At 73.7% G+C, this 14,040-nt stretch carries 13 protein-coding genes; 11 read left to right on the top strand and 2 right to left on the bottom strand.

The genetic code is table 11. The annotated features are described in order from the left end of the window. The first annotated feature begins 25 nt into the window (after positions 1 to 25). From ABZ725_RS44150 to ABZ725_RS44195, 10 genes are all read left to right on the top strand, one after another. Positions 26 to 781, top strand: a complete 756-nt coding sequence (locus ABZ725_RS44150) for a FadR/GntR family transcriptional regulator (RefSeq protein WP_358808003.1) — start codon at positions 26 to 28, stop codon at positions 779 to 781. Between the two features lie 133 nt (positions 782 to 914). Beyond that, complete coding sequence (locus ABZ725_RS44155; RefSeq protein WP_358808004.1) at positions 915 to 1,715, top strand: enoyl-CoA hydratase/isomerase family protein; 801 nt, start codon at positions 915 to 917, stop codon at positions 1,713 to 1,715. Positions 1,716 to 1,717: 2 nt separating this feature from the next. Then, the gene (locus ABZ725_RS44160; protein ID WP_358808005.1) at positions 1,718 to 2,728 is read left to right on the top strand and encodes an acyl-CoA dehydrogenase family protein; all 1,011 of its coding nucleotides are present in this window, start codon (positions 1,718 to 1,720) and stop codon (positions 2,726 to 2,728) included. Next, entirely contained in the window at positions 2,725 to 3,897 is a 1,173-nt protein-coding gene (locus ABZ725_RS44165) for an acyl-CoA dehydrogenase family protein (protein ID WP_358808006.1), read from the top strand. The genes ABZ725_RS44160 and ABZ725_RS44165 overlap by 4 nt, the downstream gene beginning before the upstream one ends. Then, the gene (locus tag ABZ725_RS44170) at positions 3,897 to 5,528 is read left to right on the top strand and encodes a FadD3 family acyl-CoA ligase (RefSeq protein ID WP_358808007.1); all 1,632 of its coding nucleotides are present in this window, start codon (positions 3,897 to 3,899) and stop codon (positions 5,526 to 5,528) included. Before ABZ725_RS44165 ends, ABZ725_RS44170 begins: the two co-directional genes overlap by 1 nt. Before the next feature lies 1 nt (position 5,529). Then, positions 5,530 to 6,732 carry a CaiB/BaiF CoA-transferase family protein gene (locus tag ABZ725_RS44175; RefSeq protein WP_358808008.1) on the top strand — a complete coding sequence of 401 codons (1,203 nt, stop codon included), beginning with the start codon at positions 5,530 to 5,532 and terminating at the stop codon, positions 6,730 to 6,732. Next, complete coding sequence (locus tag ABZ725_RS44180) at positions 6,729 to 7,547, top strand: enoyl-CoA hydratase (protein ID WP_358808009.1); 819 nt, start codon at positions 6,729 to 6,731, stop codon at positions 7,545 to 7,547. Before ABZ725_RS44175 ends, ABZ725_RS44180 begins: the two co-directional genes overlap by 4 nt. Continuing rightward, the gene (locus ABZ725_RS44185; protein WP_358808010.1) at positions 7,544 to 8,683 is read left to right on the top strand and encodes a thiolase family protein; all 1,140 of its coding nucleotides are present in this window, start codon (positions 7,544 to 7,546) and stop codon (positions 8,681 to 8,683) included. The genes ABZ725_RS44180 and ABZ725_RS44185 overlap by 4 nt, the downstream gene beginning before the upstream one ends. An 8-nt stretch (positions 8,684 to 8,691) precedes the next feature. Beyond that, positions 8,692 to 9,840, top strand: coding sequence for an acyl-CoA dehydrogenase family protein (locus tag ABZ725_RS44190; RefSeq protein WP_358808011.1), 1,149 nt, complete (start codon positions 8,692 to 8,694; stop codon positions 9,838 to 9,840). 14 nt (positions 9,841 to 9,854) lie between these two features. Further along, on the top strand, positions 9,855 to 10,613 hold the full coding sequence (locus tag ABZ725_RS44195) for an SDR family oxidoreductase (protein ID WP_358808057.1): 759 nt from the start codon (positions 9,855 to 9,857) through the stop codon (positions 10,611 to 10,613). A 6-nt stretch (positions 10,614 to 10,619) separates the two neighbouring features. On the opposite strand, the gene ABZ725_RS44200 is transcribed toward ABZ725_RS44195, so the two are convergent. Both ABZ725_RS44200 and ABZ725_RS44205 read right to left on the bottom strand, forming a co-directional pair. After that, positions 10,620 to 11,891: an amidohydrolase family protein gene (locus ABZ725_RS44200; RefSeq protein WP_358808012.1), complete on the bottom strand. Its 1,272-nt coding sequence runs from the start codon at positions 11,889 to 11,891 to the stop codon at positions 10,620 to 10,622. A 25-nt stretch (positions 11,892 to 11,916) separates the two neighbouring features. Further along, positions 11,917 to 12,891 carry a CoA transferase gene (locus ABZ725_RS44205; protein WP_358808013.1) on the bottom strand — a complete coding sequence of 325 codons (975 nt, stop codon included), beginning with the start codon at positions 12,889 to 12,891 and terminating at the stop codon, positions 11,917 to 11,919. Between the two features lie 163 nt (positions 12,892 to 13,054). Between ABZ725_RS44205 and ABZ725_RS44210 the strand changes: the two genes are divergently transcribed. Further along, a complete protein-coding gene (locus ABZ725_RS44210; protein WP_358808014.1) occupies positions 13,055 to 13,990 on the top strand; it encodes an enoyl-CoA hydratase/isomerase family protein in 936 nt (311 codons plus the stop codon). Positions 13,991 to 14,040 lie beyond the last annotated feature (50 nt).

Consider the following 14,040-nt stretch of genomic DNA (forward strand, 5'->3'; position numbering starts at 1 on the left):
GGACCCCGACGAGAGGCCTGACCCCGTGCCCCGCTCCCAGCAGCCCACCCCCCGCTTCGACCCGCTGACCGTCCCGAAGGCCTCGGACGTGCTGGCCGCCGAGGTGCGCGAGCGGATCCTGTCCGGGGAGTTCGGCGAGGGCCTGGCGCTGCCCCCGGAGCGGCAGCTCGTGGAGCAGACGGGACTGAGCCGGGCGACCGTGCGGGAGGCGCTGCGGGTCCTGGAGGTCGAGGGGCTGCTGGAGATCCGGCCCGGGCGCGGGGGCGGCGCGTTCGTGCACCGGCCGGGGCGTGAGTCCCTGGCGAACACCGTGCGGCTGGTGATCCGGGGGCAGCGGATCCGGCCGGCCGCCCTGCACGAGACGCGGGAGGCGATCGAACCGACCTGCGCGGCGCTCGCCGCCCGCCGCCGCACCGACCTCGACCTCGCCGAACTCGACGCCGCGCACGCCGAGTTGGTGAGCGCGGGCGACGACGTCCAGCGGTTCCTGCGGGCCAATGTGCGCTGGCACACGGCGGTGGCGAAGGCGAGCGCCAACGAACTGCTCATCGGGTTCATGAGCGCGCTGGCGCAGTCCATCCACGCGGCGACAGACCTGGAACAGTTCATGGACGCGGACATCCGCGAGGTGACCGCCCGAGCCCATGCCCGGATCACCGAGGCGATCCGGGCCGGCGACGAGGCGGCGGCGGCCCGGCGGATGACGCGGCATGTGTGCGGGTTCGCGCGGGCGTCGGCCGAGGTGGACAGCCGTACGTCACTCCCCTCGAAACTCCTCTAGAAGCTCCTCTCGAAGCCACCCTCGAAGCCCCGCTCGAAGCCCCTCTCGAAGCCCCTCTCGAAGTGAGAATGTGATTCTCCAATGAGTGCAACACCATTGACAGTTTCGGTCTGACCTTTAATACCATCCCGGTATGAGCAAGGTGAGTCCCGTACTGACCGTGGTCGCGGACGGCGACGTCCGTATCGTCACGCTGAACCGCCCCGACCGGCTGAACGGCGTGAACGAAGAGCTGCATCGCAGGCTGTCCGAGGTGTGGCGCGAGCTCGCGGACGACACCGGGGCGCGGGCCGTCGTCCTCACGGGCGCGGGCCGGGCGTTCAGCGCGGGCGGCGACTTCGAGCATCTGCGCCGCCATCACACCGATCCGGAGCTCCGGGAGCGGTCGATCCGCCTGGACCGGACGATCCAGACCGAGCTGATCCGCTTCCCGCTGCCCGTCGTCGCGGCCGTCAACGGCCCTGCGGTGGGCCTGGGTTGCTCCCTGGCGCTGGGCTGTGACCTCGTGCTGATGGCCGAGGGCGCCTGTCTGGCCGACCCGCATGTCTCGGTCGGCCTGGTCGCGGGCGACGGCGGGGTGACCCTGTGGCCGCTGCTGACCAGCCTGCTCCGGGTGAAGGAGTACCTCTTCACCGGGGACCGCATCCCGGCCGCGACGGCGGTCGAACTGGGCCTGGCCAACCGGGTGGTGGCGAACGATCGCCTGTCGGCCGAGGCGCTCGCCCTCGCCCGGCGGCTCGCCGCCCAGCCCGCCGAGGCGCTGCGCGCGACGAAGGCGGCGCTGGCCGCGGTCGTCGAGCAGGTCTCGCGCGGCGGCATGGAGGCCGCGCTACTGGCGGAGCGGGCCACGATGACGAGCCCGGACCACATCCGCATCGTCGAGGAACTCGCCTCCCGGGCCGACCGCCGGGCGTCGGCGGGCGAGGGGGCCTGACCGTGGAGTCCGAGGAGTTCCTGCTGGTCCGCGACCTGTTGCGGTCCTTCGCGACCCGGTACCGGATGGGCTCGGCCGACGAGGTGAAGCCCGCCGCCCGGACGGCTGCGCAGCAGGCGCTCGACGAGTTGGGCCTCGCCGAACTGCGCGCCACGGCGCTGCCGGTCGCCACCGTCCAGGAGTGCGCGCTGCTCGCCGAGGAGCACGGCCGACAGCCGCTGACCACGTCCCTGCTCGGGACGGTGCTGCTGGCGCCGGAGGCGGCCCGCCTCCTGGGCGACGGCTCCGCCGCCACGGGCGCAGTCCGCACGATCGCCCTCGCCCCCGACCTCCGCTTTCCCGGGCCCGCGCCCTCCCGACTCGTCGCCTGGGACTGCGAGGGCGCGGACGGCGCCCTGTGCGTGGACGCCGAAGGCACGGTGACCCAGGCCGAGTTGGGGCCGCCCGCCCCGACCGCCGACCTGCTGCGCAGCGTGCGGACCGCATACCCCGGCCCCGTCGTCGGCCGGCTGAACCCGCAGGCTCACCGGCAGTGGCAGGCGTACGCCCTGGTGATCGTGGCGAGTGAACTCGTCGGCGCGGCGGAGGCGTTCGTCGAGCTGAGCGTCGACTACGCCCGCGAGCGCCGCCAGTACGGGCGGCCGATCGGCTCCTTCCAGGCGGTACAGCACCTGCTCGCCGACGCGACGACCCTCGTGGAGGCCTCTGCAAGCGCCACCCGGTACGCCGCCTGGTGCCTGGACCACGAGCCGCCCGGCCGGGCGCTCACCGCGGCCCGGGTCGCCAAGGCCGAGGTCGACGTCTCGGCGGTGGAGGCGGTGTACGCGGGCATGCAGGTGTTCGGCGGGATCGCGCAGACCTGGGAGCACGTGGCCCATCTGTACCTCCGCAAGGTCCTGCTGGGCGCGACCGTGCTGGCGACCACCTCCGACCTGCTGCCGGTCCTGGCGGAGCCGGAGGCCGCCCCGGCGGAGGCGAAGGCCGCCCTCGTGGAGCCGGAGGCCGCACGATGACCGTCGACACCCCGCTCGACTTCGGGGACCCGGCCGACCTGGAGCGGCTGCGCCGGGACTTCCGCGCCTGGCTGGCCGAGCACCCGCTGCCCGAACGCCTCCCGGACGAGCCGGTCCCCGTCTTCCTGCACCGCTGGCACCGCCTGCTGCACTCCGGCGGCTGGGTGGGCCTCGACGTGCCCGAGGAGTACGGCGGACGCGGACTGACGCCACTCCACCAGGTGGCGGTGAGCGACGAGTTGGGGGCGCGCGGTGCTCCCGGCGTCCCCCGGATCGGCTACCTCGCCCACGCGCTGCTGGAGTTCGCCTCGCCGGACCAGCGCCGACGACTGCTCCCACGGATGCTGGCCGGCGACGACGTCTGGTGCCAGGGCTTCAGCGAGCCCGGCACCGGCTCCGACCTCGCCGGCATGACCACGTACGCCGAGTACGCCGAGCGCGGCGACGACGGCAGCGGCAGCGGTGGGCACTACACCGTGCGCGGCCAGAAGCTCTGGACCAGCTACGCCCAGTACTCCACCTACTGCCTGCTCCTGGCCCGCACCGACCGCACGGCCCCCCGGCACAAGTCGATCAGCGCGTTCGTCCTCCCCCTCGACCGACCCGGCGTGACCGTGCGCCCGCTGCGGGCGGCCGGGGGCGACGACGAGTTCTGCGAGCTGTTCCTGGACGACGTACGGCTGACGGAGTCGGAGCGGATCGGGGCCGAGGGGGACGGCTGGGCGCTGGCGATGACGACGGTGTCGTACGAGCGCAACGCGCTGGACACCGGGCACCTGTCGAAGTACGGGCTGCTGGTGGAGCGGTTGCGGCGGACCGCGAGCGAGCGCCGCGGGGAGCTGCCGGACGGGCTGCTGTCGGAGATCGGGCGGTGTTTCGTCGACTACGAGGTTCTCGTGGCGCACGCCCGCCGCCGCACCGCCGAGCGGCTCGCCGGGCAGGCCGCGGGACCGGAGTCGTCCGTCGACAAGCTGCTGATGACACGGGCCGAACAGCGGCTGTACGAGACGGCGTTGAAGGTCCACCCCGAGGAGCTGCACGGGCCGGGCGGGGACGTCTTCGCCGAGTACCTCTACGCACGGGCCGCCTCCGTCTACGGCGGCACCTCGCAGATCCAGCGGAACATCATCGCGGCGCGCCTGCTGCGCCTGCCGAACGGAGCCGACTGATGCCCCACGACCAGGAGTTCCAGAGCATCCCGAACGTCATCAGGCTCGCCGCCCGCCGGTTCGGGGACGCGCCGGCTCTCGTCCACCGTGACGAGGACGGTGTCGAACTCCGGTTGACTTTCTTGGAGTTGGAGGAGCTGATGCTCCGGTCCGTGCGGTCGGCCGTCGTCCTCGGGATCGGGCCGGGCGACCGGGTCGGGCTGTGTGCGCCGAACTCGGCGGAGTGGATCGCCGCCGCGCTCGGCATCCAGGGCGCGGGAGGAGTCGTCGTCCCGCTCAACACCCGCTTCAAAGCAGGGGAGATCTCCTACATCCTGCGCAAGTCCGGGGCGAAGGCCCTGTTCGCGGCCGCGTCCTTCCTGGGAACCGACCACATCGCCGAGTCGAGGGCCTCCGATCCCGACCTGACCGCGCTGAACAGCACGGTCTCGGTGCTCGGCCCGCGCGGGTCGGCCGACCTCGCGTGGAGTGAATTCCTCAGCCTGGGCGATGAGTTGGACGCGTCGGCAGCGCATACGGCCATCGACCGGCTCACCCCGGACGACGTCTGCGACGTGATGTTCACCTCCGGCACCACCGGTCACCCCAAGGGCGTGATCCTCACCCATGGCCAGTCGCTGCGCGCCTACGGCTGGATGTCCGAGGAGTACGCCTTCCGCGCCTCGGACACGTTCCTGGTCGTCCCGCCGTTCTTCCACTGCTTCGGCTACAAGGCGGGCTGGCTCGCGTCCTTCATGCACGGCGTGACGGTCGTCCCCATGCCGGTGTTCGACGCGGGGCGCGCGCTGGAGATCATCGAGCGGGAGCGGGTCAGCATCCTCCTCGGCCCGCCCACCGTCTTCCACGACCTGCTCCACCACCCGGAGCGCCCCACCCGCGACCTGAGCTCCCTGCGCGTCTCCATGACCGGCGGCACGACGATCCCGGAGTCCCTGATCCGCGCGATGAAGAAGGAGCTGTCCTTCGACATCGTCCTGAGCGCGTACGGGCTCACCGAGTCGACGGCCCTCGTCACCAGTACGCGCCTCGACGACACGGAGGAGACGGTCGCCCGCACCACCGGCCGGCCCATCCCCGACGTGGAGATCCGCATCGCCGAAGACGGAGCGGAAGGCGGGGAGGAGGGCGGGGAGGAGGGCGCAGCGGAGGGCGGAGCGCAGCGCGTCGGCGAGATCCTGGTCCGCGGCTACAACGTCACAAGCGGTTACTGGGACGATCCCGAGGCCACGGCCGAGGCGATCGACGCCGAGGGCTGGCTGCACACCGGGGACGTCGGGCACATCGACGAGGCCGGCAACCTGGCGATCGTCGACCGAAAGAAGGAGCTGTACATCGTCGGAGGGTTCAACGCCTATCCGGCCGAGATCGAGAAGCTGCTGCTCGGCTGTGCGCCGATAGCGCAGGTCGCGGTCATCGGCGTGCCCGACGAGCGGCTCGGGGAGGTGGGCTGCGCCTTCGTCGTCCCGCATCCGGGCGTCGAGGTCACCGAGGCGGCGGTGATCGCCTGGGCCCGGGAGCACATGGCCAACTTCAAGGTCCCGCGCCATGTGCGGTTCACCGACCGACTGCCGCGCAACGCGAGCCAGAAGGTGCTCAAGCACGAGCTGCGCGCCCGGTTCGGGAGCCGTTGACATGGGGGCGGACGGGCCGGACGGGCCCCTCGCGGGAATCACGGTCGTGGCGCTCGAACAGGCCGTGTCGGCTCCCATGTGCACCCGCACGCTGGGGGACTTCGGGGCCCGGGTCGTCAAGGTGGAGAACCCGCGCGGCGGTGACTTCGCCCGGCACTACGACGACGTCGTGGGCGGTCTCGGCGCGCACTTCGTGTGGCTGAACCGGGGCAAGGAGTCGGTCGCCCTGGACCTCAAGTCGCAGGCGGGGATGGACATCCTGCTGCGGCTCCTGGACCGCGCCGACGTGCTCGTCTCCAATCTCTCCCCCGGCACGACCGCCAAACTCGGCGTCTGTCCGGCCGACTTGGCGGTGAGCCACCCGGGCCTGCTCGTCGTCGAGATCGACGGATACGGTCCCGGCGGCCCGCTCTCCCACAAGCGGGCCTACGACCTGCTGGCCCAGGCCGAGTCGGGGGCGTGCGCGGTGACGGGCCGGCCCGGCCGGCCGGCCAAACCGGGGCCGCCGGTGGCCGATGTGTGCAGCGGGCTGTACGGGGCGCTGTCGGTCATGGCGCTGCTGCACGGCAAGGGGCGCGGGCATAACGTCCCCACGTCGGTGGCGGTGAGCCTGTTCGACACCATGACCGAGCTGATGGGCTACCCGCTGACCTACACCCGGCACTCGGGCGTCGAGCAGCAGCCGCTGGGCATGAGTTCGCCGGCGGTGTCGCCGTACGGGGCGTATGCGACGGCCGACGGGCAGACCGTCGTGCTCGGCACCACGAACGACCGGGAGTGGGACCGGCTCGCCCGTGACCTGCTCGGGCGGCCCGACCTCGCGGACGACGAACGGTTCCGGTCGAACGCCGGGCGGGTCGAGCACCGGGACGTGCTGGACGCCGAGATCGGCGCGTGGTGCGCACGGCACGGTCTGGCGGAGGTCCAGGACCGCGCGGACCTGGCCGGCATCGGCAACGCCCGCTACAACACGCCGCGCGAGGTCCTCGTCCATCCGCAGCTGACCGCCCGCGACCGCTGGCGGGAGATCGACACGCCGTCCGGGCCGGTTCCGGCGCTGCTGCCGCCTCCGGTGATCGACGGCTACGACCCGCCGATGGGCGCGGTGCCCGCGCTGGGGCAGCACACCGACGCCGTACTCGCCGAACTCGGCCTGTCCCCAGCGGAGATCGACGCGCTGCGCAGACAGGGGGCGGTGCGATGACGGTGCTGCTGACACGCGACGACGACGGGGTGCGCACGCTCACCCTCAACCGCCCGCACCGCAGGAACGCCCTCGACGCCGAGCTGTGGGAGTCGCTGCGGGTGGCCCTGGTCGACGCGGGGGACGACCGGAGCGTCCGGGCCGTGGTCCTCACGGGCGCGGGCGGCGCGTTCTGCTCCGGGGCGGACATCCGCAGCGGGGCCGGCACGGCGGCCCATCCCCTGTACCGGATACGGCCGTTGACCGAGGTGGCGCTGCTGCTGCACGAACTGCCCGTGCCGACGGTGGCCAAGGTGACCGGGGTGGCGGTGGGGGCCGGCTGGAATCTGGCGCTCGGCTGCGATCTGGTCGTCGCGACGCCCGAGTCGGCGTTCTCGCAGATCTTCGTGCGCCGCGGTCTGTCCCCGGACCTCGGGGGCTCCTGGCTGCTGCCGAAGCTCGTCGGCCTCCAGCAGGCCAAGCGGCTGGCGCTGCTCGCGGAGACGGTCGACGCCGCGGAGGCCCACCGGCTCGGCCTGGTCACCTGGGTGGTGGACGGGGACAAGGTGGACGCCTTCGTCGACGATCTCACCGCGCGGCTGGCCGCCGGGCCGCCGGTCGCGCTCGCCCAGACCAAGGCGCTGCTCAACGAGGGGGCCGACCGCACCCTGCGGGAGGCGCTCGCGAGCGAGGCCCGGGCGCAGGCGGTCAACTTCGCCTCCACCGACGCCTCGGAAGCGTTCAGCGCGTTCGCGGAGAAACGCCCGCCCGGCTTCACGGGCCGCTGGGCGGTACCCCGCTCCACCACCGGAGCCGGACGATCGGAGGGCACGTGACGCGGGAAGCGGTGATCGTGGCGGCGGTGCGCACGCCCGTCGGCAGGCGCGGCGGCGGGCTCGCGGAGGTGCACCCGGCCGACCTGTCCGCCGCCGTGCTCATCGCGCTGGCCGAGCGGACGGGGCTCGACCCCGCCGCCGTCGACGACGTGATCTGGGGGTGCGTCTCCCAGGTGGGCGACCAGTCGAGCAACATCGGCCGGTACGCGGTGCTCGCGGCGGGCTGGCCGGAGAGCGTGCCGGGGACGACCGTCAACCGGGCCTGCGGGTCGAGTCAGCAGGCGCTGGAGTTCGCCGTGCAGTCGGTGCTGTCCGGGCAGCACGACCTCGTCGTGGCGGGCGGGGTGGAGGTCATGAGCCGGGTGCCGCTGGGCGCCGCCAGGGCGGGCGGGACGCCGTACGGGCCTCAGGCCCTCGCCCGGTACCAGGACTTCGCCTTCGACCAGGGGATCTCCGCGGAGTCGATCGCGCGGAAGTGGGGGTTCACGCGGACCCGGCTCGACGCGTTCGCGGCGCTTTCCCACGAGCGGGCGGCGGCCGCGCAGGACGCGGGGGCCTTCGAGGCGGAGATCGTGCCGGTGGCGGGGGTCGTGGCGGACGAGGGGATCCGGCGGAGCACCGGTGTCGAGACGCTGGCCCGCCTCAGGCCCTCCTTCGAGGAGGACGGGGTGATCCATGCCGGCAACGCCTCCCAGATCTCCGACGGGGCGGCCGCCCTGCTCGTCACCACCCCGGAGCGAGCACGGCGGTGGGGGCTTTCGGCGCTCGTGCGGTACCGGGCGGGGGCGGTGGTCGGCTCGGATCCGGTGCTGATGCTCACGGGCCCGATCCCGGCGACCGAGAAGGTGCTGCGGAAGGCCGGCGTGGGGCTGTCGGAGGTCGGGGTGTTCGAGGTGAACGAGGCCTTCGCGCCGGTGCCGCTGGCCTGGCTGGCGGAGACCGGCGCCGCCCCGGAGCGGCTCAACCCGCTCGGCGGGGCCATCGCCCTCGGCCATCCGCTGGGCGCCTCCGGGGCCGTCCTGATGACTCGCATGATCCATCACATGCGTGCGCACGGGATCCGCTACGGCCTGCAGACCATGTGCGAGGGCGGCGGCACCGCGAACGCCACGCTCGTCGAACTGGCCGACCGATAGGAGGGGTTGTGCGCCGGGATCTGTTCACGGCCGACCACGAGGCGTTCCGGGCCCTGGTCCGGGACGTCGTGGCGAAGGAGGTGGTGCCGCACCACTCCGACTGGGAGAGGGCCGGCCGAGTACCCCGCTCGTTCTTCGAACAGCTCGGCTCCCTTGGCGTGTTGGGGACGGCCGTCCCCGCGGAGTACGGCGGCGCGGGCCTGCCCGACTACCGGTACAACGTGGTGCTCCAGGAGGAGGCGTACCGGGCGCTGGTCACCCTGGGCACGGTACGCACCCAACTCGACGTGGTGCTCCCCTACTTCCTCGCCTACGCCGACGCCGGGCAGCGGGAGCGGTGGTTCCCCGGGCTGGCCGCCGGGAAGCTGCTCACCGCCGTCGCGATGACCGAGCCGGGCACCGGCTCCGATCTCGCCGGGATCCGTACGACCGCGGTGCGGAACGGCGACGCGTATGTGCTGAACGGGGCGAAGACGTTCATCACCGGCGGGCTGCTGGCCGATCTGGTGATCGTGGTGGCGCGTACCTCGTCCGACCCCGAGGACCGGCGGGCGGGCCTGACGCTGCTCGTGGTCGAGGACGGCATGCCGGGGTTCACCCGCGGGCGCGTGCTGGACAAGCTGGGCATCAAGGTGCAGGACACGGTCGAGCTGGCCTTCGACGGGGTGCGGGTGCCGGTGGCCAACCGGCTCGGTGAGGAGGGCGCCGCGTTCTCCTACCTCGGCCACAACCTTCCGCAGGAGCGGATGACGGTCGCGGTCGGGTCGGTGGCCCAGACCCGGGCGGCGCTCGACACCACGATCGCCTATGTCAAGGAGCGCAAGGCGTTCGGCCGGACGGTCGCCTCCTTCCAGAACACCAAGTTCGAACTGGCCGCTGTGTCCGCCGAGTTGGAGGCGGCGCAGACGATGCTCGACCGGGCGGTCCTGGAGCTGGTGGAGGGACGGCTCTCGGGTTCCGACGCGGCGAGGGTGAAGCTGTTCTGCACCGAGGTCCAGGCACGGGCCGTCGACCGGTGTCTTCAACTCTTCGGCGGTTACGGCTACATGCTGGAGTACCCGATCGCCCGGCTGTACGCGGACGCCCGCATCACCCGTATCTACGCCGGGACGAGCGAGGTCATGAAGGTCATCATCGCCAAGTCGCTTGGATTGTGAGGGACATGGAGGGCATGGAGGACTTCTCCGGTCGATCGGGGGTCGCGTTCGTCGCGGGCGGCACCGGCGGGATCGGCGCGGCGGTCGTACGGACGCTGGCCGCGCACGGCAGCGCGGTGGCGTTCTCCTACCGGGCCGACCGGCAGGCCGCGCAGGCTCTGCTTGAGGAGGTGAAGGCCGTCGCGGCGCTGCAGCTCGACCTCACCGACGAGACGGCGACGGCCCGGGCGGTCACCGGGACCGCCGAGGCGTACGGCGGCATCCACACGCTCGTGTACGCGGCCGGTCCCCATGTGCCGATGCGGCATCTGAGCCGGGTGTCGCCGGGCGAGTACCGGGCCCAACTCGAGGCGGACGCAGTGGGGTTCTACAACCTCGTGCACCCCACGCTGCCGGTCCTGCGCGAGAGCCGGGGCAGCGTCGTCGCGGTGACCACCGTCGCCACCCGCCGTTTCCCGGTGCGCGACGGACTGTCCTCGGGGGCGAAGGGAGCGGTCGAGGCGGTCGCCCGCGCGCTGGCCGCCGAGGAGGGGCGCTACGGGGTCCGCGTCAACTGCGTCGCGCCCGGCATGCTCACCGACGGCATCGCGGGCCGGTTGATCGAGTCGGGCGAACTGGACGACGACGCCCTCGCCGTCACCCGGCGCAACATCCCGCTGCGCCGGTTCGGGGCGGCGCAGGACATCGCGGAGGCGGTGTCCTTCCTCGCCTCGGACCGGGCCGGGTTCATCACGGGGCAGGCGCTGGGGGTGGACGGCGGCTACAGCGTGTGACGGCGGTCACTGCCGGTGAAGCACCCGGCCCCCGACATAGGCGGCCCGTACGACGTCGGCGGACAGCGCGTCGAGCGCCTCGCGCAGGGGCGTGTGGAGCAGGCACAGGTCGGCGGCAGCGCCGGGCTCCAACGTCCTTATGACCGACGGCTGTTCGGGACGGCCGAGGAACATCCGCAGCGCGGTCCCGGGCGGGACGGCCTCCCCGTCGGCGCGCTGCACCGCGGCCCGCATCACCGCCCACGGGTCGTGGGCGCCGTACGGCGCGTCGGTGCCCGCGGCGACCGGGACGCCGGCCTCGGCCAGGCTGCGGCAGCGATAGAGGTGCGGTCGGTCGTCCGGGTCCACGTCGGTGGCGTAGGCGTGGGCGCGCTCCACGGGGAAGTGCGGCTGGGTCACCACGGTCACGCCGAGCCGCCGGATCCAGTCGACCGTCTCCGCCGGAACGACGGCCGCGTGCTCGATCCGGTCGCCGGCGACCGGGCCGGCCTCGTCCAGCGCGAGCAGCGTCACGAGCAGCTGCACCCGGGTCACGCAGTGCACGGCGACCGGCCGGGGGCGCAACTGCGCGACGGTGGCGGCGAGTTCGGTCGGTGTGGGGAGGGTGGGGTCGTCGAGCATGATCTTCGTCGGCGGGTCGACGCCCATCACGAGCAGCCGCTGGGGCAGCACCGACAGGGTCTGTGCCAGGCCGGGCCCGGGGTGCGGGTCGGCGTTGGTGAATCCGGTGACGCCGAGGCGGGCTGCGCGCCGCCCGACCCCTTCCAGGTCGAGGCGCACGGGCGGGACGAGGTGCCGCAGCCGCTCGTCCTCCCGCCAGATGCGCCCGTCGCGGTGGCCGTCCTCGCCCTCGTCGGGGTCGAGGCCCGTCGCGTGCAGGGCGGCGCTGTTCAGGAACCACATCGCGCCGCTGCGGTGCTGGACGCGCACCGGCCGGTCGGGGGCCACGGCGTCCAGCGCCCACCGGTCGAGCTCCCCGGCGACGCTCTCGTGGTAGCCGACGGCCCGGACCCACTCCCCCGGGTCCCCGCCGCGCAGAGCGGCCGCGAACCCGGCGCGGCCGAGCACATCGGCGGGGCCGACCCGCACCGAGGCCGCCTCCGCCGCGAGGGCGGCCAGGTGGACGTGGTGGTCGTGCAGGCCCGGCAGCAGTGCGCCGCCGCGCCCGTCCACGTCGACCGGCCCGGCCAGTCCCCGCCCGATCTCCACGACCCGGCCGCCCTCGACACGGACGTCGACGCGGCCGCGCCCCGCCACTTCCGCGTCCCGGATCAGCACGACCGCACCCGGGCCGGCACCGGCCTCACCCCGGGCCCGTCCCGGCGAGCGCCGCCGCGCATGCGGTCATGGACACGCACAGGAGTTCTCCGCCTCCGGCGGCCAGCGAGCGGGCGGCCGCGTGGGCGGCGAACAGGCCGGTGACGGGGTCGGCGAGGGCGTCGCCGAGGAACACCGGGTCGCCGTGCCGGTCGCGGCCGGTCAGTCCGGCGGCCACGGCCGCGTCGTCGCCGAAGGCGATCCGGTCGTCGTCACGGCCGTACCCGGTGATGCTCACCCAGACGCGTCCGGGACGGGCGGCGAGGAAGTCCTCGGCGCGGATGCCGAGGCGGCGCAGCGCCCTCGGCCGGGAGGCCTCGATGACGATGTCCGCCTCGTCGACGAGGGCGGCGAGCGATCCGGTGGCGAAGTCGAGAACGCGGCTCTCGTGCCCGTCGTGCAGCCACCGGTAGAAGTCGGGGTGTCCGCGGCGGGCCCCGTCGGGCCGGGCGGCGCTCTCCGCCTTGACCACGCGGGCCCCGGCCAGGCCCAGCAGACGGGCGCACAGCGGTCCCGCCCACAGTGCGGAGAGGTCGACGACGCGTTGGCCGGGCAGCGGGCGCACGAGTCGCTCGCCGTGGCGCTCCGCGCGCACCGGAGCCCGGTCCGCCCCGGCCGAGCCGAGCGCGGCGGCGGGGATGCCCAACAGCTGGGCCTGTTCGGCGAGTTGCCGTGCCTGGACACCACGAGCCGCCGTGGTCAGATCGGTGCCCTCGGCTCCGAGGAGGGCCAGCAGGGCGGGCAGGGCGGCCGTGTCGTCGGGGCGGGCCAGGTTGACGGCGGCCCAGCCGTCGGCGGTGGCGAGCAGCCGGCAGGAGCCGCCCGCGGAGGTGCGTCCCGGCAGTCCGAGACCGGCCAGCCGGGCCCGCAGGAACAGGGCGGTGGGCAGGTCGACGGGAACCCCGGTGAGGGCGGTGAAGTCGCGCACGGCGGCCGTGAGCGGGCCGAGACGCGGGGCCACGGTCTCCGTCCAACGGTCTTCGAACGCCCGACGGCCTTCACGCGTCCGACCGTCTCCGCGCTTCTGACGATCTTCGCGCGTCCGACGATCTTCGAGAGCGGCGTTCTTCATGACGTGAACACCCTTCTCCTCGCAGGTCGGGCAAGACTACACTCCGGTGGTCATGGAGCCGCCGTTCGTGCTGGTCGACCTCGACCGCACCGCAGAGCCGGAGCCGCCTCCGTCTGCGGACCGCGTCCTGGTGGGGGTGGCGGCCGAACCGCGTCCCGTCTCCGGGCAGTTCGACGTTCTCCTCACCGGCGTCCCGGATCCGCCGCGGCCATGGGTGGGCTGCGCCGATCCGCACGCCGCCGCCCGCGACCTGCACGAGACCGTCGCCCGACAGCCGGCCGCCGCCGTCGCGCTGGTGCAGGTCCTGCGCATGGGGGCGGCCCTCGGCCCGGCGGAGCGGCTGGTCGTCGAGTCCCTCGCCTACTCGACGCTCCAGGGCGGCGGCGGCTTTCGCGCCTGGCTGGCCGAGGCCCGGCCGCGCACCCCTCGCCCGGCCGCCGAGCCGGTGCTGCTGCGCCGGGACGGCGCGTTGCTGACCGTCACCCTGAACCGGCCCCGGGTGCGCAACGCGTTCGACGCCGCCACCCGCGACGCGCTCTGCGAGGCGCTGGAGGTCGCCGTGGCCGATCCCTCCATCGCCCGCGTCGAACTGCGCGGCGCGGGCCCGGTGTTCTGCAGCGGGGGCGATCTGGCCGAGTTCGGCACCTCTCGGGACCCCGCCGAGGCGCACCGGGTGCGCGTGGCGCGCAGTCCGGCCGCGTTGCTCCAGCGGTGCGCGGCGAAGGTGACCGCCCGTCTGCACGGGTCCTGTGTGGGTGCGGGCATCGAGCTGGCGGCGTTCGCGGGGCGGGTTTCGGCCACACCGGACACGACGGTCCGGCTGCCCGAGATCGGGATGGGACTGATCCCGGGCGCGGGCGGCACGGCGAGCCTTCCGCCGCGCATCGGCCGTGAACGCACCGCCTGGCTGGCTCTGTCCGGGGTCCCGCTCACCGCGCGGGAGGCGGCCGGCTGGGGGCTGGTGGACGAGGTCGAAGCCACGGAATGACCACGTGGCCGAACCGGTCGACATGACCACGTAGCCAAACCGGTCGACGA

This window comes from Streptomyces sp. NPDC006872 (genome assembly GCF_040635845.1).
In the GTDB taxonomy this organism is placed as follows: domain Bacteria; phylum Actinomycetota; class Actinomycetes; order Streptomycetales; family Streptomycetaceae; genus Streptomyces.

Excerpts from the sequence above, each read along its gene's own strand:
- ABZ725_RS44155 (WP_358808004.1), top strand. The coding sequence starts at position 915 with ATGAGCAAGGTGAGTCCCGTACTGACCGTGGTCGCGGACGGCGACGTC.
- ABZ725_RS44165 (WP_358808006.1), top strand. The coding sequence starts at position 2,725 with ATGACCGTCGACACCCCGCTCGACTTCGGGGACCCGGCCGACCTGGAG.
- ABZ725_RS44170 (WP_358808007.1), top strand. The coding sequence starts at position 3,897 with ATGCCCCACGACCAGGAGTTCCAGAGCATCCCGAACGTCATCAGGCTC.
- ABZ725_RS44175 (WP_358808008.1), top strand. The coding sequence starts at position 5,530 with ATGGGGGCGGACGGGCCGGACGGGCCCCTCGCGGGAATCACGGTCGTG.
- ABZ725_RS44180 (WP_358808009.1), top strand. The coding sequence starts at position 6,729 with ATGACGGTGCTGCTGACACGCGACGACGACGGGGTGCGCACGCTCACC.
- ABZ725_RS44195 (WP_358808057.1), top strand. The coding sequence starts at position 9,855 with ATGGAGGACTTCTCCGGTCGATCGGGGGTCGCGTTCGTCGCGGGCGGC.
- ABZ725_RS44210 (WP_358808014.1), top strand. The coding sequence starts at position 13,055 with ATGGAGCCGCCGTTCGTGCTGGTCGACCTCGACCGCACCGCAGAGCCG.